A 25,439-nucleotide genomic window follows, 5' to 3' on the forward strand; every position below is an offset into this window, starting at 1 on the left:
ACACCGCGCAGCCAGCGCGCTGTGCCCTATTCGCGTGCGTGGCGAAGGTTAGTGCTTGTCTTTGCTGTGCTTGTTTTTGCTGTGCTTGTTTTTGCTGTGCTTGTCAGACTTCGAGCTCTTCTCCAGCTTCGCGGCGGCGTCGGGCACGTAGCGGAACTCGTCGCGCGGCGGGCGGACGTAGGTGCTACCGGAGGGCCGCTCGGGGATTTCGGGTAGGTCGGGTTCGATGTACTCGTAGGGGATCGTCGATAAGAGGTGCGAAATGACGTTGATGCGCGAGCGCTTCTTGTCCTCGCTCTCGACGGTGTACCACGGCGCGGAGGGAATGTCGGTGTGGATGAACATCTCATCCTTCGCGCGGGAGTATTCCTCCCACTTGGTAATCGACTCCAGATCCATCGGCGACAGCTTCCACTGGCGCAGCGGATCCTGCTTGCGGGACACGAAGCGGCGGTACTGCTCCTCGTCGGAGACGGAGAACCAGTATTTGCGCAGCAGAATCCCGTCCTCGACCAGCATGCGCTCGAAGATCGGCGCCTGGTGGAGGAACCGCCGGTACTCCTGCGACGTGCAAAAGCCCATGACGCGCTCGACGCCCGCGCGGTTGTACCAAGAGCGGTCGAAGATCACGATCTCACCAGCAGCCGGCAGCTTCTCCACGTACCGCTGGAAGTACCACTGGGTTTGTTCGCGCTCGGTGGGCTTGGGCAGCGCCTCAATGCGGCAGACACGCGGATTCAGATACTGAGTGATGCGCTTGATCGCCGACCCTTTGCCGGCGGCGTCGCGGCCCTCCATCACGATGACGATCCGGGCGCCCGTCTCGACCACCCATTGCTGCATCGCCACCAGCTCTGTCTGGAGCCTGCGCAATTCCTTCTCGTACGCTTCGCGGGATAGCTTCGGGGGCTTGGATTTACTCATAAACTCCTAGTTTACGAGCCCCATGCTTATCGACGAAGCCGAGCAGCTGCACCGTTACGCGTGGACTGTCACGGTGGTGCTTCCCTCAAACGGGGTGAGTATGCGCTCGGCATCGCGTGACGTCCCGCGCAACTTCAGCGTGTAGGTCCCCGGCGCGAAACCCTCGGTGTCCCAGGTGACGCGGGCGTTCACCACGTCCATGTTCTTGATGAACTCCACGGTCGTATTGGCGTGGAAGTCATCGGCTACGACCGCGCCCTGCGCGTTGGTGATCACGACGTAGCCGTCGCCGAGGCGCAGGTTGGAGTTGGGGTTCGCGAAAGCGAATGTCGCGGAGGCTTTCTGCCCCACGCGCACGTTTGGCGTATCGACGATCACCTCACCAAACTTCTTCCCCCAATCCGCGCGGTCAATCCCGGGTCTGCCAGCCAGGGATTTCGGGATGAGCCCGGTCAGGTCGCCGGCGGGCTGGCCGGGGTCGACGGGTGTTCCGTCGCGAAGCGCAACGGCGAGTTCGTCGAAAACCTGGATCATGGCGTCGAGCTGGTGGCGGCCGAAAATGGTAGCGCCGCCTTCGTAGTCCTGGTTGTCGTACTCCTCGGGCGTCGTGACGTAGTGCGCGTAGCCGGAGGTGTATCCCTGGCAGATAACGCGCTCGATCGGCACGCCCAGCACGCCCGCAACGTGGCGGCGCATGCGGTAGGCGGCCATCGTCGTCGGCTCCATCGAGTGGGTGAGGATGAACACCCCGTTGATCTCAGTGATGGAGTACATGAGCGTCTGCTGGATCATGCCATCGACGTACCCCATGAACAGCAACTGTTCCTTGTTGCCGTGGATTTCGCGCATTTCGTCGGTGACGAACATCTTGGTCAGGCCCTTGACCCACTCGTTGCCGCCGCGCTCGCCTTCGTTGAAGACCAGCGCCGGGCCGCCGTCTTCCTGGCTCGTCGCTGCGAATGCGGCGCCAAGCACCGCGGGCCCCAGCTTCTTGTCCTGCCCGTCGGCGGTGAAGCGACCGTCCACCACGAACGAGCGCATGTCCACCCACTTGTGCACGTTGCGCACGCGCGCAACGCCGGTCACTGACCCGCCGCCAGTCGTAACTACGGGCCCATTCGTCCCCTCAATCTGCCTATCCCCGAGGATCTTCGCGCTCAGTGCCTCGTCCTGAAAACCCGGCCCCGATTTGGGCACCAGTCCCATGTTCGGCGTGATGTCGCCCTGCCCGCCTGTCGCAAACGCTGCAACGAAGGTGTGCTTCGCGGGATCCCTGTGCACCACGCCGTGGTCCGTTTCCATTTTCCAGGAGGCCCAGCCTTTGTGGTCGCCGTCGATAAGCGTGTGCTCATGCCCGAAGCACGTGGCGTGAAGGCCGTACCAGTTGATCAAGCCGACCTCCTCGCCGCCGCGGGCGATGTGGAGCGTGTGCGACTCAGGATTCACGCCGTTGGGGAACAGCTCAAGCGCGTCGTCTTCGTTGCGTTTGAACGCCTGGAAGGAACGGTTCGCGCCGGCTTCTGTGACCACCCCGCGGGTGAAGTAGACGTCGCTTTCCTGGATGTCGGCGTGCGCGCGTTCAGCGGCGACCACCATGCCCTCGACGGTGGCTTCGAAGGTGACGGGGCGGAAACCCATCGTGACCAGGTCCACCATCAAGTGCCCGGAGGTTCCGCCCGGGCCGGTGTGGGTGTGGGTGGCGGTGATGAAGGTGTTTCCCTCGTGGTACAGCCCGCGGAACTTGTCGTTCAGGCGGCGCAGCACCTCACGCTGGATCGACTGGAACATCAGGCCGAACTCGCCGACGATGAACAGCGTGCGGCTACCCGACGGATCCACGAAGATGAACGCGCGCGCCATTTGGCGGAAGCGGATGCCGGTCGTTGTTTGCTCGCTGACGGCGTAGCCGTTCATGCCCGCGCCGAGCGGTTCGCCGGTCATGTCCGCCATGCCGCGGCCGACTTCAAGCGTGACGCCGCGCGCTTTGTCATCGGCGGTTGCGGTTGGCCACGTGCTCGCCGCGGCTACGGCTGCGGTGAGTGAGCTAGCTGCAAGGAATGTCCGGCGTGTGAAGGCCATTTCAAAACTCCGTTAGTTTGCTGAAAAAAACTTAACGGAAGCCTACAACCATTAATCGCTTTGCGTGGCGGAAATCACAAATTTATTGCTCAAGCTTATCGACGATCTCCAACCACTCCATCTCCAACCCCTCACGCTGGGAGTTTAGGTCTGCGATCTGATTTGTTTTGTCCCCGATAGCCCCGAAATCGGGGGCAGCCTCTTGGCTCATTTCGGTGATCTCGGCCTCCAGCGCCGTTGCTTGCTCGTCGAGCTTGGCCATCTTTCGCTCGAGCTGGGTCATCTTTTTGTTCAGCTCGCGTTTTTCTTTGGAGCTCATGCCGCCCGCGCCGCCCCCGCCCGCGCCCGCCGCGCCCCCGGCGCCCGCGCCGCCGGCACCGCCCGCGCCGCCAGCCGCGCCCAGGTTCAGCGTCCCCGCACCGCCAGCACCCGCGCCGGCCGCCTTCCGACGCTCCAAATACTGCTCGATGCCGCCCGGGAGGTGCGTCAGCTTGCCGTCGCCAAACAGGGCGTACGTGGAATCGGCGATGCGCTCGATCAGGTACCGATCGTGCGAAATCACCACCAACGTACCCGGCCACGAATCGAGGAGATCTTCGAGTTCTTGGAGGGTGTCGATGTCGAGGTCGTTGGTGGGTTCGTCGAGAAGCAAAATGTTCGGCTCGGCCATCAGCACGCGGGTGAGCTGAAGGCGGCGGCGCTCACCGCCCGAAAGGTCGCCGACGGGCGTGCGTTGCCGCTTCGCGGAAAACCCCAGCCGCTCCGCGAGCTGGGATGCGGACAGCTCTTTCTTGCCAAGGGTGATGTACGTCGCGACGTCTTCCACCGCGTCGAGCACGCGTCTCGACGGATCCAAGTCATCCAACTCCTGCCTCAACCAACCGATCCGGGCGGTCTTGCCCTCGATTCGTTTGCCGTGAGTGAGCGGGTAATCGCCTGCCAGCGCGCGCAACAGGGTCGTTTTGCCGGACCCGTTGACGCCCACGAGGCCGATCCGCTCGCCCGGCGCGAGGCGCCAGGTGACGCGGTCGAGGAGAGTGCGGCCGTGCGCGGCGGGCGCGGTGGCGGCGGCGGCCCCGGCGGCGGCGGGCGCGTTCAGCGTCGCGTCCTCGAGCTCCACCACGACCCTCCCCTGGCGCTGCTTGGAGAAAGCCATGAGTTCAACGGTGTCGCGCGGCGCGGGCACGTCGGCGATGAGTTTCTCCGCGGCCTCGATGCGGTATCGCGGTTTGGACGTGCGGGCGGGCGCGCCGCGGCGGAGCCACGCGAGCTCCTTGCGCGCGAGGTTTTGCCGGCGCTGCTCGATCGCGTCGGCCTGCCGGGCGCGCTCGGCGCGGGCGAAAGTCCAGTCGTTGTACCCGCCCTCGTAGACATCGACGGTACCGTCGTGGACCTCCCACGTGAGCGTGGCCACGGTGTCCAAGAACCAGCGGTCGTGGGTGACCACTACCACCGCGATTTTTCGGCTCAGCAAATGGTCAGCCAACCATTGCACGCCCTCGACGTCCAGGTGGTTCGTGGGCTCGTCGAGCACCACCAGGTCCAAGTCGCGCACCAGCGCCGCTGCAAGATTCACGCGGCGCCGCTCCCCACCGGACAGCTCCCCCACCCGGGTCTCCAGCCCCAGGTCTGCGACGCCGGTCCCGGCTAGCACCTCGCGCACCTTCGCGTTCGACGCCCACTCGTAGACCTCCAGGCCCAGAGGCTCCACGACGACCTGCCCGATCGTCAGGTCGTCCGCGAGCTCAAACCGCTGCGTCACCACGGCCATGCGCAGATCATTGGCGTGCGAGACACGCCCAGAATCAGGCTCCTCAATGCCGGTCAGCACTTCCAGCAGCGTCGTCTTGCCGCCACCGTTGAGCCCGACCACCCCGATGCGGTCGCCGGTCTGAACGCCTAAAGACACTCCGTCGAGAAGCGTCTTGAGCCCAAAACTTTTAGAGACTTTCTCTAGGTTGATTAAGTTCGCCACTTAAATTACGCGGCCCCCTCTGTCTTCTTAAACACCATCGTCATGGTAATTTCCTCGTCTCTCATCACCACGGTGGCATCACCGTTGGAACGGAACTTAATTGTGCCATCCACGTCGTCATCGCCCGTGTCCAGAGTGCCCTTTTCGTAGTCGATCGTGCAGAACTCGGGGTCCTCCGCATCCGCGAAATTACCGGTCTCCGACATGGACACCGAACACTTCTCCCCCGTGATCTCAAGGAACATGTAGATGTCCTCGCCCATGTCGAAGTACGCCTCCAGCTCCTCCATCTCAGCTTCAGAGAATTCGTCCTCGAGGAGCTGCTCGGTCGCATTCGGGTTCTTGCGCAAGACCTCAGACAAGCTGGTCATGTAGACGCCGTCATGCTTGCTTGTCGACGACTCACCGCCGCTCTCCGACGCCGTGCTCTTCGTCGACCGCTCTGATGACCCCTTCGAAGAAACGTCATCTTTCTTTTCCGCGGTCGCAGTCGGCTTGACATTGGAGATTTCGACGCCAGCCGAACAGCCGGTGAGAAGTAGCGCTGTGGCTGACGCGGCGGCAACAGCGGCAACGGTGGAGGTACGCAGCTTCATCAATTGGGATCGAGTACGCATGGGTGTCTTTTCTCTTTCACTAGGGATCACGAGGATGCTGTTTTCTACTCTCGCACGTTTAATGACGCGGCGGCGTAAAAGGTTCCCGCGCCCTAGTTTGCGCGCCCGCGTTGCTGAATGGTTAGTGGGCGCCGGGCACGGGGCCGCGAGCGACGAAAATTTCCAGGTCGCCGGTGTGGTCGCCGGAGTGCGTGTGGGCGCGCAGGCGCTCGCACACGTGGTGGGCGCGGGCCTGGTCCTCGCAGAGCACGGCCAGAGTCGGTCCGGATCCGGACACCATGGCGCGCAATCCGCCCTCGCGGACGGCAACGTCCGCAAGCCCTTTCAATCCCGGTTCCATGGACACCGCGGCCGCTTCGAGGTCGTTGTGCATCGCCGCCGCAACTTCCCGAGGGTCACCGCTCATCAGCGCCCTAGCCAGCGCACCGGTTTCCATGCGGGGAACTAAAGATGGCGAGTTGTACCGCATTTCGTCGAGACGCTCGAACACCGCCCCGGTGGACAGCCCCACCCGCGGGTTCACGAAGACAAACCAGTATTCGCCGCGGCCCATCATGGAAACGAGCTCGTCGCCGCGCGCGGTACCCAAGGCGATTCCGCCCATCATGCAGAACGGAACGTCCGCACCCAGCGAGCGCCCAATTGCCACGAGCGTGTCGTGCGGCAACGCCTCCACATGGTGAGCAAGGTAGGCATTCGCCGCGATCAGCGCCGCCGCCGCATCCGCCGATCCCCCGGCCATGCCCCCGGCTACCGGCACGGTTTTGTCCACGTCGATGCGCACGGCAGGCAGCCGTTCGGCGGGCGGCCGCAGGAGTGGGTCGGCGCCCGCGTCGGCGGCGCCCGCGGCGTCGGCGGTCGCGGCGGCTACGGCTGCTTGCACAGCTGTCTCGACGGCGCGCCACGCGAGGTTGCCGGGACCATCGATGTTCTCCGTTGGCGGTTCGACACGAAAGGTCGTGTTCATCGCGGCCACGACGCCGCCGTCGGTCGTGACAACACCCGGTTGCTCCGTAAGAGTTACGGTTTCCACGCGGTCCACGGCCATGAACACCGTCGATAGTTCGTGGTACCCATCGGGCCGCGCGGCACCCACCCCGAGGTGCAGGTTCACTTTGCCCGGCGCGCTCGCCTGAAACACCCGCGCCATTACTGCACCCCTACCCCAGCGAGGCGCACGAAATCTTCGATCGCGAGTTTTTCCCCGCGCAGCGTGGGATCGATTCCGGCGGCCACAAGCGCGCGCTCAGCATCGGCGGCAGACCCATACACGGAGCTCAGCGCGGCGCGGAGGGTTTTGCGGCGTTGGGCGAAGGCTGCGTCGATAAGCGGAAAGACCTCAGTGCGCGCCTCCCGCGGCCAGCCTTTGTCGCGGACGTTGATGCGCACGAGCCCCGAATTGACGTTCGGCGCTGGCCAGAACACGTTTTTGCCAATCGTGCCCGCCTGCCGCACGTCGCCGTAGAACGCGGCTTTCGCACTGGGCACGCCGTAAATTTTGGTCCCCGGGGTCGCCGCAAGCCGTTCCGCGACCTCTAGCTGGACCATCACGAGCACTTTGCTTATCGACGAAAACCTCTCCAACACCGTCAACAACACCGGCACGGCGACGTTGTAGGGCAGGTTGGCCACGAGCGCGGTGGGTGCGGTGGGTGCGGTGGGTTCAGTGGGCGCAGTGGGCAAATCGCCGGGGACCAGCGCGAGGGCGTCTTTGTTGATCACTGAAAGATTCGCGGCATGATCGGGGGCGAATTCGGCGACGGTGCGGGGCAGGCGTTCGGCGAGGCGCGGGTCGATCTCCACGGCGATGACGCTATTGGCCACGTCCAGCAGGCCGAGGGTGAGTGATCCCAGGCCCGGGCCGACTTCCATGACGGTATCGGAGGGATCGAGCGCGGCGGTGTCGACGATGCGCCGCACCGTGTTCGGGTCGTGGACGAAGTTCTGGCCCAGTTTTTTCGTCGGGGCGACGCCGAGCTCATCGGCGAGCGCGCGGATCTCCGCTGGGCCCAGAAGCTGGGGCGATGTCACGCGAAACCGTTACCGGATGCCGAGGCTTGCCGTACACGCCGGCCACGCACCCCATCCCTGGGAGGCCTGGACTTTCTGCGCGATGGCGATCTGCTGTTCACGGGTGGCTTGGTCAGCCGTCGGCGCGTAGGCGCCGCCACCGAAGCCAGTCCAGGTGCTCGCCGCGAACTGCAGGCCGCCGTGGTAACCGTTGCCGGTGTTGATGGACCAGTTGCCGCCGGACTCGCACTGCGCGATGGCGTCCCAGACGGAACCATCAGCAACAGCTGGGGCGGAGGTGCCGGTGTTGCCTCCGGCGGTCTCCTTCGAGCGGTAGATCACTTTCGGTTTCGCGGGGCGGGTCTCGCGCTCGCCGGAAATTGTCTCCTCCGCGACCTTGCCGTTGACGGTCACGACTCGCTTGCTGACTTTCTTCTCGCCCTTGGAGCCCTTCTCGCGGACCTCTTCCTTGCCCGGCTCGATCGAATCGTCCTCGACGTACTTCACGGGCGCGTCAAACTCCACGGTGTCGGTGGTCTCCACGACAGAAACACGGTCGACCGTGATCTTCATGTTTCCCTTCACCGGGGTGTCCAGGGACGGGCTCACTCGGTCGTTCGAGTCCACTGCCACGCCGCGGGCTGCAAGAAGCTCGCCAACCGTCTTCGCAGCCTGCGCGGTGTACGTGGACTGTCCACCATCAACGATTTCCACGATCTTTGGGGTGGTGACGTCGACTGTCATCCCGTCGGTAAGCTTCTGTGCCCCATCGACGTTGAGCGAAGAACCGCCCACGGCGTCAGGGAGCTCTGAGAGAAGGTCATCCACCGTGACCGCGGTGGAGACGAGTTCTTGGGCCTGGCCGTCGATGACCACGGCGACGGGCTTCGCGGTGCGCACCGTGACCGTGTCGCCGTTGACCAGCTTCTCACTCGGCGCCGGGTAGACAACGTCTTTGTCCCCGAGCTCAATGCCCGCCGCCGACAGGGCGCCGTCAACGTCCTTAGAGAACGTGCTCAGCTCAACGGTCTCACCGTTGACGTCCACCGTGACGTTCTTCTGCGCGGCGAACGCCGTTGCGCCGCCGCCAACAACCATTGCACCAACGGCACTGGAGGCAAGTACGACACGGGTGGAACTACGTTTATTGATTCGATGGCGAGGCGACATAAAAGGTCACGATACGGTAAAGATGACACGCTCGCAATTATCTGGCGGCAACAAATACGCCGTTAGTGACCTACTCCATAAATCCGGTCAAAAGTACCGCTGACCTCGCGCGCAAGATCCGTAACATCCATCCCACGGGCATCAGCAACCACTTTGGCTGTGTGCCCGATCAGCGCCGGTTCATTACGCGCGCCACGAAATGGTTCGGGAGTCATGTACGGCGCATCCGTCTCAATGACCAGTTGCCCCACGGGGGCTTCGGCCGCGGCCTGGCGAAGTTCGTCGTTACGCTTGAAGGTGACGTTGCCCGCGAACGACAGCACGTAACCGCGCGCGATCGCCTCCCGCGCCACGTCGATGGGCGAGGAAAAGCAGTGCAGCATCACGTGGTCCGGCCGCGGCGCATCGTCGAGAATGCGCAACACCTCCGCGTCGCCCTCGCGATTGTGGATCATCAACGCCTTGCCGGAATCCACCGCCAGCTGAATGTGCCAGCGCAGCGCCTCTTCCTGAACCTCAAGCGGCGCCGTGCGCTCCGGATCGTGGGTGAGCCAATATGTGTCAATCCCGGTTTCCCCCACCGCAACGCAGCGCTCATCGGCGGCCATTTCTGTAAGGCGCGCGCGGGCGTCGTCGTCAAGCTCATGCGCCCTCGTCGGGTGGATCGCGCACGCTGCGTACACCGCGTCATGCAGGTGCGCGGCCCGCAGCGCGAACTCCGCTTCATCGAGCCCATCGCCCACGGTGCAGACGCGCTCAACGCCTGCCTTACGGGCCCGATCCATCACCGCACCGATCTCTTCGGCCGTGAGCTCGCGGTTGCTCACGGCGTGCGTGTGCGCGTCAATCAGACCGTCAATCCGCTCGGCGGGCGTGGGCGTGGGGCGCGATTTTTTAGCCATGGCGCCCCAGCCTACCGCTACTGAACGGGCGCCCAGGCCGGTCCGGTTTCGGCCAGCTCCGGGTCAAGCTTCGCGATCAACGGCTGCGGCTTCGCCAACGGCGTCCCCGGCGCAACATCCACGCGGGACCATGTCGCCTGCTGGTCGGCGTAGTCGCCGGTAATGATCGGGTAGCTCTGCCCCGCCTCGGGCAGGCCCACGCCAACCAGGTCGAGCGCGGGCCACTGGGGAGCGCCCGCGCCCGCCGCGCCCGCCGCGCTGGCTGAGCCCGCCGCGCCCGCCGCCGCAAAGTCATCCACGACCTCCTCAACGCGCGGCGTGGCAGCCCACGTCCCGTCGCGTCCGAGCGTTTCATGGACCTTCTGCGCGGTGTGCGGCAGGAACGGGGTGAGCATCGTGTTACAGTCGGAGACCACCTGCAGCGCGGTCCACAACACGGTGGCCAGGCGCTCACGCTGCGTCTCATCCTTCGCTAGCTTCCACGGCTCCATCTCCGCGATGTAGGCATTCGCCTCGCCGACGACGTGCATGATCTTAGTAATGGCGGCCTTGAAGTGAGCCAGCTCCAGTTCGTCGCCGGCCTCGGCGAACGTCCGCTCCGCCAAGTCAAGGATCCTCCGGTCGGCGTCTTCTAGCTCGCCCGGCTGCGGCACTTCGCCGAAGTTCTTGTGCGCCATGGACACGGTGCGGTTGACCAGGTTGCCCCAGCCGTTGGCCAGCTCGTTGTTGATGCGGCGAACAAACTCGTCCCACGTGAAGTCCGTGTCGTTGTTTTCCGGGCCCGCAACGGCGATGAAGTAGCGCAGCGGGTCTGGCCCGAACTCCGCGAGGAAGTCCTTGACGTAGATCACCACGCCCTTCGACGAGGAGAACTTCGACCCGCTCATGGTGAGGAATTCGCTGGAAACAACCTCCGTCGGCAAGTTGAGCGTGCCCAGCTCACCCACTGCGCCGCCTTTCGCGCCCGCGCCGGCGTAACCAAGCAGCTCACCGGGCCAGATCTGGGAGTGGAACGTGATGTTGTCCTTGCCCATGAAGTAGTAGCCGCGCGTGGCGGGATCCTGCCAGAAGTCCTTCCACGCGTCGGGGTTGCCGCTGCGCGCGGCCCATTCGATGGAGGCGGACAAGTATCCGATCACCGCGTCAAACCACACGTAGAGTTTCTTGCCTGGGTCATTTTCCCAGCCCTCGACGGGAACAGGGATGCCCCAGTCGATGTCGCGCGTCATCGCGCGCGGGCGCATGTCTTCCAGGAGGTTCAGGGAGAATTTCAGGACGTTCGGCCGCCAGTCCTCGCGCGTGGAGAGCCACTCTTTGAGCGCGTCGCCCAGCGCGGGCAGGTCCAGCATGAAGTGCTCGGTGTCAATGAACTGCGGCGTCTCGCCGTTGATTTTCGACACCGGATCAATCAGCTCCGTCGGATCGAGCTGGTTGCCGCAGTTGTCGCACTGGTCGCCGCGTGCGTCGCTCGCCCCGCAGATCGGGCAGGTGCCCTCGATGTAGCGGTCGGGCAGGGTGCGCCCCGTCGACGGCGAAATCGCCCCGCGGGTCGTCTCCTTGATCATGTATCCGTTGTCGTAGAGGCCCTTAAAAAGTTCCTGCACCACGGCGTAGTGGTTCCGCGTCGTCGTACGCGTGAACAAGTCATAGGACAGCCCCAGCCCCGCCAAGTCATCGGCGATGATGCGGTTGTAATGATCCGCCAGTTCCTTGACGGTCACACCTTCCTTGTCCGCCTGGACCAGCAGCGGCGTGCCGTGCTCATCGGTGCCTGACACCATCAACACGTTGCGGCCGCGCATTCGCTGGTAGCGCGCGAAAACATCCGAGGGAACTCCAAATCCGGCAACGTGGCCGATGTGGCGCGGCCCGTTCGCGTAGGGCCACGCAACGCACACGAGCACGTTTGTAGAGGTGTCAGTCATAGCCTCCAGCATAAATTATGTCGAGCACATGCTTATCGACGGCCTTCTGCCCGCGCCTTCGGCGTCAACATCTTCTTCAGCTGGCGAGCGCGCTGGGCCTCCTCAACTTTTTCCCTGTGCAGACGCCGTTCGATAGCCAGTTGGCGGTAGAAGCGCTGCTCTTCCAGTTTGTCGAGGTAATTCGGGTCATTGCGCATGTCCTTGACAATCGCGAACATGAGGGCGAACAAGATGAACAAAAACGGTGTCGCCGCAACGATGGTGACCGATTGCAGCGAGTTCAGCGCGTCGGATCCACCCGTGATCAGCAAGGTCAAGCCGACGAATGCGGTGGCAAGGCCCCACATTGCTGCCAACCATGGCTTCGCGTCCGCTTTGCCTGACTGGGACAAAGACGCCATGACCGTGGCCGCGGAGTCAGCAGACGTAATAAAGAACGTAGCCAGCAAGAGAAGTGCAAAAAGACCCATGATGAAGCCACCGGGGAAGGTGTGCAGAAGGTTGAACAGCTGCTCTTCACTCGTGCCTTCGCCGTAGATTGATTCACCGGCTTGCTCAAGCTTGATGGCGGTGCCGCCGAAGATGGCGAACCAGATCGTCGATAAGCCTGAAGGCACCATGAGAACGCCAAGGCAGAACTGCCGGACCGTGCGGCCGCGGGAGATACGGGCCAAGAAGGTGCCCACGAACGGCGACCAGGAGATCCACCACGCCCAGTAGAAAATGGTCCAACCTGACAGGAACTCGCCCGCGCCGCCATCGGCGCTTTCCGCCGTGCGAGCCGCCATTTCGAAGAAGTTCTTCAAGTAGTTGCCCACGGCCGTGGGAACCATGTTGAGCTGAGCCACCGTCGGACCGAATACGAACACGAAGATTGCCAGCACGGCCGCGATGATCATGTTCGCGTTAGACAAAAACTGGATTCCCTTAGAAACGCCGGACATGGCAGAAAGGAGGAACGCCAGGGTGAGAACCGACACGATACCGATCGTGACCTGTATCGATGGATCGTCCACGAAGCCAGACGATTGCAGGCCAGAGGAGATCTGAAGAGCGCCGAGGCCCAAGGAACACGCGGTACCAAAGATCGTCGCAAAGATTGCAAAGCCGTCGATGCACTTGCCCATCCATCCTTCGGCGCGCTCCTTACCGATCAGTGGAACGAACGCAGACGACAGCAACTGCTTGCGCCCGATCCTGTAGGTGGAATAGGCAATGGCCAGCCCAAGAATTGCGTAGACGGCCCACGGGTGCAACGTCCAGTGGAACATCGTCTGGGCCATGGCCGCACCGACCTCGTTTGGCTGGTGGCCGGGGACGCCATCGCGGTACATCGTCAGCGGCTCATAGGCCCCGTAAAACATCAGACCAATGCCCATTCCGGCAGCGAACATCATGGCGATCCACGAGGAGGTTCTAAACTCCGGCTGTTCATCATCAGCGCCGAGGCGGATGTCCCCAAAGTGGGACAGCGCGATTACCAGAACGAACACCACGAACACCGTGCCGAAGAGCACGAATGCCCACCCGAGGTTCGCGATCACCCAGCCGAACGCGGCATCCGCGAACGCGGAGAACCCGTCGGGGGCGAGCAGCCCCCACGTGACCATCGCGATGACGATCGCAGCGATCGGCGCGACGATTGCCCACTGGACCGGGGCATCCTCGGCCTCGTATTCGCGGACGGGTTCCTCCTCTGCGGCCGCGGGTGAAGCGGACACAGAGGTGGCACCTGAGCTTTCCGCCTCCATCATCGCGGCGAGCTCACTCGTCGCGGAGGGTTCAGCCTCTGAATTCGGTTCCCGCTGTTCCATGCGAGTCATAGGGTTCTCCTTGCACGTATGTAAGAAAAATCTAGAACTCTCGCAGGATAACGTGACTTGGGCCCGAAGATGAACGTTAAGTTTCTGTGCTATCCTCACGCGCGCGCGGCGAGAACTGCGTCGTAGAGCTCCCCGCTTTTCAGCCCATTGTCTTTGGCCACGCGCTTGGCTGCGTCTTTGAGACGTTCACCGGACTCGACTAGTGCCTCGACCTCAGCGACGAGTTCTTCCGGGCGCGGGGCCTCGGCAGCACCACCCTCGATCACCACCGTGACTTCCCCGCGCACGCCACCGGCTGCCCATTCGGAAAGTTCCCCGAGCGTTCCACGCTTGACCTCCTCGTAGGTCTTGGTCAGCTCACGGCACACGGCAGCGCGGCGGTCGGGGCCGAGGACGTCCGCGGCGTCGATAAGCAATTGCTCAATGCGGTGAGGCGACTCAAAACAGCACACCGCGCGACGCTCACGTACAAGCGACTGAAGCCACGCGCGGCGCGCCCCCTGCTTGCGCGGCGCGAACCCGTCGAAGATGAAATGCCCCACGTTCAGCCCGGACAGCGCGAGCGCCGTAGGCACCGCCGAGGGCCCAGGGAAGCACGTCACCGGGACGCCGGCATCGTGTGCCGCCGCGACGAGGTTGTGCCCGGGATCTGAGACCAACGGCATCCCCGCATCCGTCACCACCAGCACGACGCCGGTGCGGGCGGCGGCCAGAAGTTCGTCGACACGCTTGGCCTCGTTGTGGTCGAAGTTGGAGACCACCTTGCCCGAAATCTCCACGCCGAGCGCCGCCGCCAACGAATAACAGCGACGCGTGTCCTCCGCCGCGATCACTGACGCGTGCGCCAACCCGGCGCGGAGACGGTCGCTGGCATCGCCGATGTTGCCCAGTGGGGTTGCGGCAATGATCACACCGTGGGTGGGAAGTTCTGTGGTGGAAACGGGAGGTGTCATAACACCCAGTATGATCTCATGCGTGAGTACCGCCATCGCTAGTGATCCCTCCCCGCGAACCGCACACGCCACCGACGCGAAGCCTCCGCGGAAACTCAGGGCGCCCCGCCCCACTGCGCCCGTTCGGCGGCCGTGGACGCGCAAGGACACCATCACCACCGCGGTGATTACGGTTCTGGCGTTCTTCACGCGCTACGTGGGCGTTACCAACGCCGTGTCTGAGGGCACGCCAGTTTTCGACGAGAAGCACTACGCGCCGCAGGGATGGGACATCGTTCGATCCTGGATGAACCCGGTGCTAGGCGGAATCGAGTCCAACCCCGGTTACGGCTTAGTGGTTCACCCGCCGCTGGGCAAGCAGCTGCTGGCAGTGGGCGAATTCATCTTCGGCTACACGCCTCTGGGGTGGCGCGTGATCAGCGCGCTGTTCGGTGCGCTGACCGTGGTGTTCATCATGCAGCTCGCGCGTCGCGTGTCGCAGTCCTGGCAGGTTGGTCTGTTCGCGGGCATCATCGCGCTTTGCGACGGTGTGTTGTTAGTGATCCCCCGCTTTGGCATGTTGGATGCATTTATTCTGCTGTTCGTGGTCATGGCGGCGTGGACCCTGGCAGGCGACATGCGCCAGGTGCACGAACGCATGCACGCCGCCTACGGTGAACGCACAATTGCGCAGTCCGGACCGTTTGGCCCGCGAATGGGCTTTAGGTGGTGGCGCTTTGCCACCGGCGTTTTGCTGGGTTTGGCGCTGTCGGTGAAGTGGTCGGGGCTGTACTACATCGCGTTCTTCGGCCTTTTGTCGTCGTTCTGGGACCTGTGGCTGCGCAAACGCTACGGCGTGGCCAAACCGGTATCGGGCACTTTGCTGCGTGACGTGCCGTCGGCACTAGCGTCGATCGTGTTGATCCCCGCGGTGCTGTACATCTGGTCATGGCGCGCGTGGTTCGCCTCAGAGACCTCCGTCTACCGCCACGCGCTTGCCGACGGCACCGTGGCCGGCAGCGACTGGCCCTGGTTAGAAAAACTGCCCGAAGCCGCCAGCGGGTGGCTGTACTACCACTTCTCCGTGTTGAAGTTCCACTCCGAACTGACCTCTTCTTCCGGCCACTCCCACCCGTGGGATTCCAAACCGTGGTCCTGGCTCGTGGCATCGCGCCCGGTGTTGTACTACTCCTCCACGGACATCCAATGCGGCGAAAACACATGCCGGGAAATGATTTACCTCTTCGGCACACCAGCCATCTGGTGGCTCACCGTCCCCATCCTGCTGTGGGCCGCATGGGTGTGGTTCAGCCGTGGTGACCGCCGAGTCATCGTCCCCCTCATCGCCTACGCCGCTGGCTTCTTGCCGTGGCTGGCCTCCTTCGACCGCCAGATGTACTTCTTCTACGCAGCTCCGCTCGTGCCGTTCACGATCGTGCTCATAGCACTCGCCCTGGGCAACCTGGCACAACGAGGCACCGAAGTCCCCCAACTGCGCAAACTAGCCGGCTACCCCATCACCTGGGGCCACGTCGCCGTCATGGGATACCTCGCCCTAGTCGTAGGAATGTACCTGTACTTCTCCCCCATCCTCTACGGATTCACAATCCCGGACAGCTACTACGAGCAGATCATGTGGCTTCCTTCGTGGAAATAAATTTCCACGAAGGAAGAAGGAAAAAAGGCCCGCACGAAAATTTCCACGAAGGAAAAGGAAGAGGCCGGAAAAGCGGCTAGGCCCACGACGTCGGGCTCGCGCCCAGCTGGCGCCACGGCCGCCGGGCAAACACTCCAGAATCAGCGGCCCACAGCGCGCACAACGCCGCGCACGTGACAGCCAACGTGCTAACTTCGCCCCACGGCATCTGGTGGGTCCCAGACACCGCGGCGAGCACCGTGAAGCCCAAGGTGAACCCCAGCATCGCCCCCACGATGATGAGCACGCCAATCAGCTGCTGAGGTTTCCACGCCGCAAACAGCAGCGCAACAGCAATGCCAATACGCACGGCGGCGGCGCCGATGAGAAGCGTGCCCACCATCGGATCGGCCCCCGCGGCCGCGACATCACCGGCCGCGGTCTCCACGCTAAACCGGCTCGCTTCCACAACAAGACGGCCAGCCCACACCACGTACAGCGCGGACAGGCACGCCAGAACAACACGGGCAATCGCCACGCCCACCTGCCGCCGGGCGGCCACGCGCTGAAATTCCCCTTCGACACCGGCGAGGATCGAATCCGCCAAATCAACGGGCGGGGAAAAATCGTTGGCGTTGGCCGCGCCGAAGTTGTCGCTCAGCGCCACGGCCCGCTCCCAATATGCCCGGCACTTATCGCAGTGGGCAACGTGGGCTTCGACTACGGCTGCATCAACGGTGCTCTCCTCGCCGTCGATACGCGCGGACAGCGCCGCCTGCACCTCATCGTGGCTAATCACTGACCAACGCCCCGTCGACGCTCGCGCGGCCGGACCCGAAAACCACGATCATGATCAGCGCCATCGCCAACACCAGCACGTACTCCGCGCCGCCATTGGCCACGAAGAACCCATTGGGCAAATGCACAAAGTACCCCGCCAACAGAACCAAAAGCGCGAGCAGCCCAGCCACCACGGTGGTCAGCAACCCAATCAGAAGCAACACCCCGCCAAGGATTTCAGTCACGCCCACCAGGTACACGGACAGCTTCGGCTGCGGAATCCCCAACACGGCAAACTCGCGCGTGGACGCCGTCACACCGCGCGTGAACAACCGCTGCACCCCATGGGAAATGAAGACAGCCGCCAACACCGCGCGCAGCAAAAGAAGGGCGGTGTCTCGAACAGCGGGGCGATCCATGGCACTAACCCTACAACCCACACCCCCGGCGACACGCATAGGAAAAAGTTTCGCCGCTTAAGGGAACCTGGAAGCGGTTTTATGCGTCTAATGAATATGAACGATTTCCTAAACACCAACACCGCACCCACCACCACAACCGGCACGACGACGGACTTCGCCGCCCGCCCTGGGCCGCCACCGACGAGCTTTTGCGATCCTATTACGACACCGAATGGGGCATGCCCATCCGCGATGAGCAGGGCATGTTCGAACGTCTCTGTCTCGAAGGCTTCCAAGTCGGCCTGTCCTGGAAGCTGATCTTGCGCAAGCGCGACGCGTTACGCACCACCTTCCACAGTTTCGCCCCCGACCGCGTGGCCGCGATGACAGAGGCAGACATCGAGCGCATGCTTAACGACGAGACCCTCATCCGCAACCGCGCCAAACTCCGCTCCGTCATCACTAACGCGCAGGCGACCCTGGCATTGCGCGAAGAAGGAATGCACCTGGGTGAACTCATCTGGTCTTATAAACCCGACACCACGCCGGAGCCGGTGACAATGGAAGAGGTGCCGTCGACAAGCGAAGAAAGCGTAGCTTTGGCGAAAGACCTCAAGGCGCGCGGCTTCACGTTCGTGGGGCCGGTGACGATGTACGCGCTCATGGAATCAACTGGCATCATTGATACGCATCTGATCGATTCGTGGCGCCGCGGTTCCTCCGGCGTCTGGTGACCACGCGCGGGCAATTGACCTACCATGGGCGCCATGCATGTAGGTTCCGCAATTGCCCAAACACTGCAAGAACACGGGGTCAGCCACGCTTTCGTCGTCCCTGGGGAGAGCTACCTAGCGCTTCTCGACGGCCTGTATGACAGCGCCATCACCCCCATCATCTGCCGCCATGAGGGCGGGGCTGCGTACATGGCCGACGCGTACGGCAAAGCGACCGGCACCCCGGGAGTCGTCATGACCACCCGCGGGCCAGGAGCCGCGAACGCCAAGATCGGCGTCTACGCCGCGTGGCAAGACGCGGTGCCACTGGTGATGTTCGTGGGGCTGATCCCGCAGGCGGATCGCTACCGGGAGTCTTTCCAGGAATTTGATCCGAACATGTGGTTCGACGACATCACGAAGGGCGTGTTCGTGGTCGACGACCCGCAGCGTGCCAGCGGCATCGTGTCGAATGCGTTCTTCTTGGCGCAATCGGGTCGACCGGGGCCCGTGGTCGTGGGGCTGCCGGAAGATGTTCTCACCGAGGAGTTCACCGGGCAGATTGCCCCGCCCATCACGGTGTCCGGCGGTGCTGTCAGCGACGAGGATCTGGACGTGATTGCGGAACAGCTCGCCCGTGCGCAGCGCCCCCTAATCTTGGAGGGCGGCCAAGGCTGGACGCCGGACGCCTGCGCGGCGCTGCAGCACTTCGCCGAAACGCACCAGATTCCCGTGGTCAACGACACCCGATCGAGCGACCGCATCAGCTTCGACTCCCCCGCCTACGCCGGGTGGCTGGGCACCGCGCGTAGCGACGACACGGCGGAGCTGCTCAACAACGCCGACCTCCTAATTACCATCGGCGGTGTCCTCTGGGACAAACCCACCGACAACTTCAGCCTGCGGCAGGACTACGATGCGACCAACATTGTGATCACCCCGGACACAACCCTGCGCGGGCATTCCGGCGCCGTAACCCGACACATCATTGCCTCCCCGGAGGTCTTTGCACAGTCCCTCGAGCGGCTCGAGCAGCGCCTCACCGCGCCCGACGCCGGGGCCGCCGCCAGCGCCGGGGATTCCTCCTCCACGTGGTTCACCACTGCGCGCGCGATCCAGGAAGACTTCTCGCGCATCCCCGCACCCGGGGACCGCTTCGACGAACCCGACGGCACCGCTGACTTCTACGACGTCATGGCTGAGCTCACCGCCCGCCTGCCCGATGACGCCATCGCAACCTTCGGCGCCGGCAACCACTGCTTCTGGCCGCAACGGTTCTTCCCCACACGTCAGTACCCGTCGATGATCGCCAACCGCCTGGGTTCGATGGGCTACAGCCTGCCGGCCGGCATCGCCGCAAAGTTGGCATTCCCTGATCGCTTCACGGTCGTGTTCACCGGCGACGGCGAATTCATGATGAACGGCAACGAGCTGATCACCGCCGTACGCTACGACACCCCGCTGCTCATCGTGCTTCTGGACAACGCCCAATACGGCACCATCCGCGCCCACCAAGAGAAGCACTACCCTGATCGCGTCGTGGGCACGCAGCTGGAAAACCCAGACTTCTGCGTTATGGCGGAGGCCTGCGGCGCCTGGGGCCGCCGCGTCGACAACAGCGACGAGATCCCAGCCGTCCTCGATGAAGCCATCGCACAGGTCGAAGGTGGCCGCGTGGCCTTAGTCCACGTCGTGGTCGCGCAGGACCAGGCTGCCCCGCGGGGCTCCAAGCAAGCCTAGCGACGGCGCGATGCCGGCCTAAGCCCGGGCCATTCCGGCTACTCGGTCAGAAGGCTTTCGCCTTTGGCTTCTAGGAGTTGTTCCATCTCACGCATCTCAGCGGTTTGAATGTCGATCATTTGTTGGGCTAGGTCAATTAAAGGCTGGTAGCCGCCGTTGTCGATTTGGTCTTGGGTCATGGCAACGGCTCCTGCGTGATGAAAATGCATTAGCTGGAGGAACCGGGTGTCTGCTTCTTCGCCCTCAAGAGTTTTTAGCTCGTCAAGCTGTTCTGGAGTGATCATGCCATTGGCAATGTGCGGAGCGTGATGTGCCATAAGGTCATGTTGGTTCCATTGCTCAGCCCAGCCGACCATTGTGTCGATTTCTTCTTGCTGCCCGACTTTAATCCGGTCGGCCAAGTCCGCTGTAGCTGCGCTGGTGCCGTCGGCGGCCAAGATGATCTCACTCATCTCTACGGCTTGCTGGTGATGAGGTGTCATCATCCCAATAAAATGTAAATCCACCCCGTTGACTTCTGCGGGTTGATTAGTGCCGGCTGTTTCCGCGTTACCATCCGTCTCGGTGTGGGGGGCGTTTGTGGCGTCGTGGTCTTGTTCGGCACATGAGACCACACTGGCTCCCAGAAGCCCAACTGCAAACAAGCTGGTAATGCAACGCCGTAATGGCGTTCTTGTCATGAATAAATCCTTCCTAGGCCTGAAGTATGTGACGCTGCTGGGGAGGCTAGTTCTTCTTGGCGGTGACCCAGATGTCGATTTCGCAGGTGATGGGCTCGACGCCAGCATCGTCGACAATCTTGCAGTCCACGGTGACCAGCTGGCCGCCGGTCTCGCGAGTGATCGTGGAGAAATCGGGGAAGTCAGCGGTTGCCGTAATGGTCAGGCCGCCAGTGGACTTCGCGGGGTAGTCGGCGCGCATGCCGCGCGGAATCCAGCGGTGCGTGTCCGGAACGGAAACCTCGGCGAGAAGCCCCATGGCGGCCTCGGCGCCGTTGAGTCCGGCGATCACGTGGAAAGTACCGATGTGGTTCTGCACGCCCCACCACTTGCCCAAACGTACGACGCAGCGGCCCGGCACAGCTTCCCGCACGCGCGGCATCACGGTGCGGAAGTACGGGGCTTTCACGGAGTAAAACAGGGAGAAGATGCCGCGCTTGAATGCGCTGTCGCTGAACTTCTCCCACAGTTGCGCGGACGGTCCCGGGTTGGGGTTTACCTGTGCGTGGTCGTTGGTGGTATCGGCGGTTGCGGTGGTCACGTCAGTCATGGCAACTATCCTAACGCGGCCACCGCGCGGCCCGCGGAAGATTGGGCGTTCATTCCTGCCGAGCCGGCGCAGCCGGGCCAGCGCAGCCGGGCTCGCGCAGCCGGGCTCGCGCCGGTTAGCTCACGCGCAGCGCTCCGGGTTCCAGCTCGGGAGATTCGGGCTTGGGTTCGAAGGCCGATCGTCGTGAAGCAGTGGCGCGACCGCGGATCCTGTCGTCCTCACGGACCACGAGGGGCTCTGCCTCGGGGTCAAAGTCCGTGAGGTTAGCAAAATCCGGGCTCTCGTCATCGATTTCCACGATCACCGCACCCGGGCGACGCATGTAGGACGGCAGCGGCGCGTGTTCATCGGAGGAGACCACGCCCAACCGCGCGCGTCGAAGCTGGCGCAAACGGCGCGCACGCAACGCCTTCTCTTGCTCCACCAGAGTCCGCAAGGTGATCAGGTACCACGCCATGAGAGCCAGCGTGACGACGGGCGCGAGCCACACCCAGCCACCAAACACGATAGCCAGCGACAACGCCACCGCGGTGCAGACGATCAAACCGATGACGGTGCGCTGACGACGCTTTTGGCGATCCAGGCGGCGGCGCTGCTCGGCTTCCGGGTCCCACCAGCCGCGGCCGCGGCGGGCGCGGGCCAACGCCAGGTCTTCCTCGGTGAGCTCGTCCGACAGTTCCTCGGAATTATCGGCGGAAGGTTCGGCGGAGGCGTCATCTGACACGGACGCGGACGCGGACGCACGATCCTCCGCGTCGGCGTCTGCGGCGGCGGCAGGCTGCGCCGGTGCGTCGGAGGCTTCCTCGTGGTCTTCGGCGTTTTCGCTGGCGGCGGTCCCGGCGCTGGCGCTTTCAGGGGCATCGGCGTCTTTTTCGGCCTCGTCGGTGTTTACGTCGTCAAGGTCAAGCGGAACAACGGTCGAGCCGTAGCCGAAGTCCTCGGGGGATTCGTAGGAATCGTCGATGTCGTATTCGCGGGGGGCGTCGACGTCGTCGTCGTAAAGCTCGAGCGTCTCAACGGCTTCCTCATCGAGACCGTCCAGTTCTTCTACGACCTCGAGGTCGCGTGCGTCCGTGGGCTCGCGCTGATCGGCGGGCGTGGTGGCAGTATCCGAGTCGGTGTCTTCAATGACGGAGCCTTCTAAAACCTCGAGTTCACGAGGTGTCTCGGCGGCCTTGCGGTCTTCGGGCACAGCGATCTCGACGCGGGTGGAGCCCCCCTGCCCCGCGGGCTCCTCGTGACGGTGAATGTCGGCCTTGCTCAAGCGCGGTTTGCGGCGCTGAACCTGCGCGGCGGTGCCGCCTTCGTGCAGGACGCGGGTTTCACTGAATCCCTCACCGGAACGGCGAATCGGTGTCTTGCTGCCGAAGACGATGGGGGCCAGCACGATGACCCACACGACCACGATCAGGATGATGATCAGGCTCAGGCTTCCGGACACGGTTCGCCCACCTTTCTGCTTAAAGACATTTTTCCAATTACTGAACTTATCGTTCAGCGACGGGCAGATCCGCGCCCCACGCCGGGCATAGACCCAAAAACCACCCGGCGGGCGCGGTTACTGCACGGTGAGGCGCCGCGCCTGCTCCAGGCGGCGGACGGCAGACCCGGGAAGATCGTCGCGGTTTTGGGCGACGAAGTGGTGGTCGCGCCAGGCGCCGTCGATATGCAGGTTGCGGCGCAGAAAACCCTCTTCGCGGAAGCCGCAGTTCTTCAGCACGCTGCCGGACGCGGGGTTCGACGGCAGGTAGGTCGCGGTGACGCGATGCATCCCCACGCGCGCGAACGCATGGTCCGTCCCCAACGCGCAGGCGGCCGTGGCGACGCCGCGGCCATACAGTTCGGAGATCACCCAGTAGCCGATCCAGCATTCGCTGACGGCGCCGTGCTGGATGTTGCCCAGGGTGACCTGGCCAGCGAATCGACCGTCGACCTCGATGACAAAGGGCACTACGGTCCCGTCGTGAGCAAGCTGCCGCAGGCTGCGCCAATTCGCGCGCCATGCGGGGGCGGAATGGGCCTCATCCCACGTGCCGCGCACGGTCGGCTCCACGGGACGCAGGGTCGGCTCGTCGTGGAGGCGGTGATAGCGCCAGGCCCCGCCGTCGGAAAGCTGCAGCGGCCGAAGCTGTACCCTCTCCCCCGACGTCAGCCGCACGATCGGGGTCGACTCCGGCCAGCCGGGATGAATGGCGTGGCGCTGCCCGCTGGCGGGGCTGCGAAACCCAGGTGCCAGGAACCCCAGAAAGTTGATCATGCGCGCTGCTGCAGGAAGATCACGTCAACTTCATCGCCCGGGCGGATGTCCGTGACGTCTTCGGGAATGCGGATCATGGCGTTCGCCTCAGCGAGCCCCGCCAGCAGGTGCGCCGGCGCGCCGCCCACGCCGCCGATCGATTCCACCAGGTAGTCGCGGGTGTGGGCATCGCGCATGAGGCGGGCACGCAAGTAGCCCACGCGGCCCGCAATGGATTCAATGGGCCCCAGCGACCGCGCTTTCACCACGCGTCGCGTCGGCACACGCTTGCTAAGCGCCGTGCGTATCGACGGCCGGATCAACGTCTCAAAGATCACCAACGCACTCACCGGGTTGGGCGGCAGAAGGAAAGTGGGCACGCGTTCCGGGCCGATTAGGCCGAAGCCTTGGGCGGAGCCGGGGTGCATGGCAACGCGGGTGGTGTCGATCTCACCGAGTTCGCCCAGCGCTTCCTGGATGGGTTTGGCGGACGATCCGCCGACGGCACCGGTGATGACCAGGATTTCACTGCGCGACGCGTGGTAGGCGATCTGCTCTTTGAGCTTGCGTGGCTCAGCGTTGACGATGCCCACGCGGGTGACATCCGCACCGGCGTCTTTGGCGGCTGCGGCTAAAGCGTAGGAATTCACGTCGTAGACCTGGCCGAGACCCGGGGTGCGCTCGATGTCGACCAGTTCAAGCCCGTAGGACATGACGGTGACGCGGGGGCGCGGGTAGACCAACACCTTTTCCTTGCCGGTGGCGGCAAGCAGGCCGATCTGCGCCGGGCCAAGGACGGTTCCCGCCCGAACGGCCAAATCGCCGGGCGAAATGTCGTCCCCCGGCTTGCGCACGAAGTCACCGGAGCGCACCGGCCGGTAGGCGCTGACGCGCTTGCGGCCGCGATCGGACCACTCGAGGGGAAGCACAGCGTCGGCCAAGGTCGGCAGCGGCGCACCGGTTGCCACCCGCACGGCCTGGCGCGGTTGGAGGCGCAGCGGCTTTTGGGATCCCGCAGCCACTTCACCGAGCACGGGCAACGAGCGTTCGTGCTCAGCGCGGGGGTCCTCGTCGGAATCGCGATCGTCGATAGGCGAAATGCCCCGCGTCCCGCCGACGTCGACCGCGCGGACGGCGTACCCATCGACCGCGGCCTGAGTGAAGCCGGGCAGCGCAGTTGTGGCGGCGACTTCCTCGGCGCACATCAAACCCAAGGCGTCGGTGATACCCACCCGGATCGGCTCCGGGGTGGGCGTGGCGTCGATCACCATCGCCAGCTGCTCGTCAACACTGCGCATGGGCGTTTAGCCTTGCCTTTTCTCGTAGTCGGAGATGATCTGCTTAATCGCTTTGTACAGGCCCGGACCGTATTTCGGGTCGCGCAAACCAAAGTCCACGTTAGCCGGGATGTATCCGCCCGGGTTGCCCAGATCGTGGCGCCCGCCATGGTGGACAACAACGTGGACGGGGTGGCCCTCGCTGATCATCAGCTCGATGGCGTCGGTGAGCTGAAGCTCCCCGCCCTTGCCCGGAGTGATTCGCCGCAACGCGTCAAAGATGCCGCGGTCGAGCAAGTAGCGGCCCGTGGCCACGTAGTTCGACGGAGCGTCAGCCGCGTCGGGTTTCTCCACCATCCCCACGACGCGCTTGACCTCATCGGCGGGGAAGCCAGCGGCGGGATCGACCTCCGCGACGTCAAAAACGCCGTAGTTTGAGACCTCATCCTGCGGGACCATGAACGCGCACAGCACAGAGCCGCCGAGCGCATTGCGCACCTCGACCATCTTTTCCATGACGCTTTTGGCCTCGCCCTCCGCGCTGCCGCCAGCCGCGTCGTCCGCGGGCAGCACCAGGTCATCCGGGAGCATCACGGCCACCGCGTCCTCATCGTCTTCCAGCACGGATTCCGCGCAGCCGACGGCGTGACCAAGGCCCAGCGGCTCCTCCTGGATCACGGACACGGCGGTGATGATGTTCTGCGCACGCTCCACCTTTTCGGCTTGCTCATCCTTGCCGCGCGCACGCAGCGTTTCACACAGGTGCTCGAAGCTGCCAAAGTGCCCCATCACCTGAGCTTTGCCGGGCGCGGTGATGATGGCCAAGCGGCTTGCGCCAGCCTGGGCCGCTTCTTCTGCGATGAGCTCAATTCCCGGCGTATCCACCACCGGCAACAATTCCTTCGGCACGGTCTTCGTAGCAGGAAGGAATCGGGTGCCCATCCCAGCCGCCGGAACAATCACGGTTTTGACTGTGGGAGCGTTGTCATGAGCCCCGTTGGGGTGCCGGTTCGGATTCTGCATAAATAAC

22 protein-coding genes are annotated in these 25,439 nt (G+C 63.8%); 3 read left to right on the top strand and 19 right to left on the bottom strand.

All coding sequences use genetic code 11. The features are described 5' to 3' along the window. Positions 1-48: 48 nt before the first annotated feature. The 11 genes from ppk2 to rsmI all read right to left on the bottom strand — a co-directional run bounded on the left by ppk2 (position 49) and on the right by rsmI (position 14,378). On the bottom strand, positions 49-924 hold the full coding sequence (ppk2, locus tag CAQUA_RS07880; protein WP_196823780.1) for a polyphosphate kinase 2: 876 nt from the start codon (positions 922-924) through the stop codon (positions 49-51). Positions 925-978: 54 nt separating this feature from the next. After that, positions 979-3,003 (bottom strand): neutral/alkaline non-lysosomal ceramidase N-terminal domain-containing protein, encoded by a 2,025-nt coding sequence (locus CAQUA_RS07885; RefSeq protein ID WP_231375319.1) that lies wholly within the window; start codon positions 3,001-3,003, stop codon positions 979-981. A gap of 82 nt (positions 3,004-3,085) precedes the next feature. Further along, entirely contained in the window at positions 3,086-4,978 is a 1,893-nt protein-coding gene (locus CAQUA_RS07890; RefSeq protein WP_196823779.1) for an ABC-F family ATP-binding cassette domain-containing protein, read from the bottom strand. Between the two features lie 5 nt (positions 4,979-4,983). Beyond that, on the bottom strand, positions 4,984-5,595 hold the full coding sequence (locus tag CAQUA_RS07895; protein ID WP_196823778.1) for a hypothetical protein: 612 nt from the start codon (positions 5,593-5,595) through the stop codon (positions 4,984-4,986). Positions 5,596-5,716: 121 nt separating this feature from the next. Then, positions 5,717-6,745: a GHMP family kinase ATP-binding protein gene (locus tag CAQUA_RS07900; RefSeq protein ID WP_196823777.1), complete on the bottom strand. Its 1,029-nt coding sequence runs from the start codon at positions 6,743-6,745 to the stop codon at positions 5,717-5,719. Continuing rightward, positions 6,745-7,626, bottom strand: coding sequence for a 16S rRNA (adenine(1518)-N(6)/adenine(1519)-N(6))-dimethyltransferase RsmA (gene rsmA / locus CAQUA_RS07905; RefSeq protein ID WP_196823776.1), 882 nt, complete (start codon positions 7,624-7,626; stop codon positions 6,745-6,747). Before rsmA ends, CAQUA_RS07900 begins: the two co-directional genes overlap by 1 nt. Before the next feature lie 9 nt (positions 7,627-7,635). Further along, positions 7,636-8,775 carry a resuscitation-promoting factor gene (locus CAQUA_RS07910; protein ID WP_196823775.1) on the bottom strand — a complete coding sequence of 380 codons (1,140 nt, stop codon included), beginning with the start codon at positions 8,773-8,775 and terminating at the stop codon, positions 7,636-7,638. Between the two features lie 62 nt (positions 8,776-8,837). After that, complete coding sequence (locus tag CAQUA_RS07915) at positions 8,838-9,677, bottom strand: TatD family hydrolase (RefSeq protein WP_196823774.1); 840 nt, start codon at positions 9,675-9,677, stop codon at positions 8,838-8,840. Positions 9,678-9,694: 17 nt separating this feature from the next. Further along, positions 9,695-11,614 (bottom strand): methionine--tRNA ligase, encoded by a 1,920-nt coding sequence (gene metG, locus CAQUA_RS07920; RefSeq protein ID WP_196823773.1) that lies wholly within the window; start codon positions 11,612-11,614, stop codon positions 9,695-9,697. Between the two features lie 20 nt (positions 11,615-11,634). Next, the gene (locus tag CAQUA_RS07925; protein WP_196825502.1) at positions 11,635-13,416 is read right to left on the bottom strand and encodes a BCCT family transporter; all 1,782 of its coding nucleotides are present in this window, start codon (positions 13,414-13,416) and stop codon (positions 11,635-11,637) included. A 104-nt stretch (positions 13,417-13,520) separates the two neighbouring features. Beyond that, positions 13,521-14,378, bottom strand: a complete 858-nt coding sequence (gene rsmI / locus CAQUA_RS07930) for a 16S rRNA (cytidine(1402)-2'-O)-methyltransferase (protein WP_196823772.1) — start codon at positions 14,376-14,378, stop codon at positions 13,521-13,523. Between rsmI and pmt the strand changes: the two genes are divergently transcribed. Next, positions 14,305-16,014 (top strand): protein O-mannosyltransferase, encoded by a 1,710-nt coding sequence (gene pmt, locus CAQUA_RS07935; RefSeq protein ID WP_231375316.1) that lies wholly within the window; start codon positions 14,305-14,307, stop codon positions 16,012-16,014. The two genes, rsmI and pmt, sit on opposite strands and share 74 nt — an antisense overlap. A 76-nt stretch (positions 16,015-16,090) precedes the next feature. Here the strand turns inward: pmt and CAQUA_RS07940 are convergent, their stop codons facing one another. Beyond that, a complete protein-coding gene (locus CAQUA_RS07940; protein WP_196823770.1) occupies positions 16,091-16,792 on the bottom strand; it encodes a zf-HC2 domain-containing protein in 702 nt (233 codons plus the stop codon). After that, a complete protein-coding gene (locus CAQUA_RS07945) occupies positions 16,785-17,192 on the bottom strand; it encodes a DoxX family protein (RefSeq protein WP_196823769.1) in 408 nt (135 codons plus the stop codon). Before CAQUA_RS07945 ends, CAQUA_RS07940 begins: the two co-directional genes overlap by 8 nt. Positions 17,193-17,413: 221 nt before the next feature. On the opposite strand from CAQUA_RS07945, the gene CAQUA_RS07950 reads away from it, so the two are divergent. Together CAQUA_RS07950 and CAQUA_RS07955 are read left to right on the top strand one after the other, a co-directional pair. Continuing rightward, positions 17,414-17,908 carry a DNA-3-methyladenine glycosylase I gene (locus CAQUA_RS07950; protein WP_231375315.1) on the top strand — a complete coding sequence of 165 codons (495 nt, stop codon included), beginning with the start codon at positions 17,414-17,416 and terminating at the stop codon, positions 17,906-17,908. A gap of 33 nt (positions 17,909-17,941) precedes the next feature. Then, complete coding sequence (locus CAQUA_RS07955; RefSeq protein ID WP_196823767.1) at positions 17,942-19,627, top strand: thiamine pyrophosphate-dependent enzyme; 1,686 nt, start codon at positions 17,942-17,944, stop codon at positions 19,625-19,627. A gap of 38 nt (positions 19,628-19,665) precedes the next feature. On the opposite strand, the gene CAQUA_RS07960 is transcribed toward CAQUA_RS07955, so the two are convergent. The 6 genes from CAQUA_RS07960 to CAQUA_RS07985 all read right to left on the bottom strand — a co-directional run bounded on the left by CAQUA_RS07960 (position 19,666) and on the right by CAQUA_RS07985 (position 25,432). Continuing rightward, on the bottom strand, positions 19,666-20,307 hold the full coding sequence (locus CAQUA_RS07960) for a DUF305 domain-containing protein (RefSeq protein ID WP_196823766.1): 642 nt from the start codon (positions 20,305-20,307) through the stop codon (positions 19,666-19,668). A 46-nt stretch (positions 20,308-20,353) separates the two neighbouring features. After that, positions 20,354-20,896, bottom strand: coding sequence for a hotdog fold domain-containing protein (locus tag CAQUA_RS07965; protein WP_196823765.1), 543 nt, complete (start codon positions 20,894-20,896; stop codon positions 20,354-20,356). Positions 20,897-21,011: 115 nt separating this feature from the next. Continuing rightward, positions 21,012-22,337: a divisome protein SepX/GlpR gene (gene sepX / locus CAQUA_RS07970; RefSeq protein ID WP_196823764.1), complete on the bottom strand. Its 1,326-nt coding sequence runs from the start codon at positions 22,335-22,337 to the stop codon at positions 21,012-21,014. 117 nt (positions 22,338-22,454) lie between these two features. After that, a complete protein-coding gene (locus CAQUA_RS07975) occupies positions 22,455-23,153 on the bottom strand; it encodes a GNAT family N-acetyltransferase (RefSeq protein ID WP_196823763.1) in 699 nt (232 codons plus the stop codon). After that, entirely contained in the window at positions 23,150-24,430 is a 1,281-nt protein-coding gene (gene glp / locus CAQUA_RS07980) for a molybdotransferase-like divisome protein Glp (RefSeq protein WP_196823762.1), read from the bottom strand. Before glp ends, CAQUA_RS07975 begins: the two co-directional genes overlap by 4 nt. A 6-nt stretch (positions 24,431-24,436) precedes the next feature. Next, complete coding sequence (locus CAQUA_RS07985) at positions 24,437-25,432, bottom strand: UTP--glucose-1-phosphate uridylyltransferase (protein ID WP_196823761.1); 996 nt, start codon at positions 25,430-25,432, stop codon at positions 24,437-24,439. Between the last annotated feature and the right edge of the window lie 7 nt (positions 25,433-25,439).

The sequence above is a fragment of the Corynebacterium aquatimens genome, assembly GCF_030408395.1.
Classification (GTDB): Bacteria; Actinomycetota; Actinomycetes; order Mycobacteriales; family Mycobacteriaceae; genus Corynebacterium; species Corynebacterium aquatimens.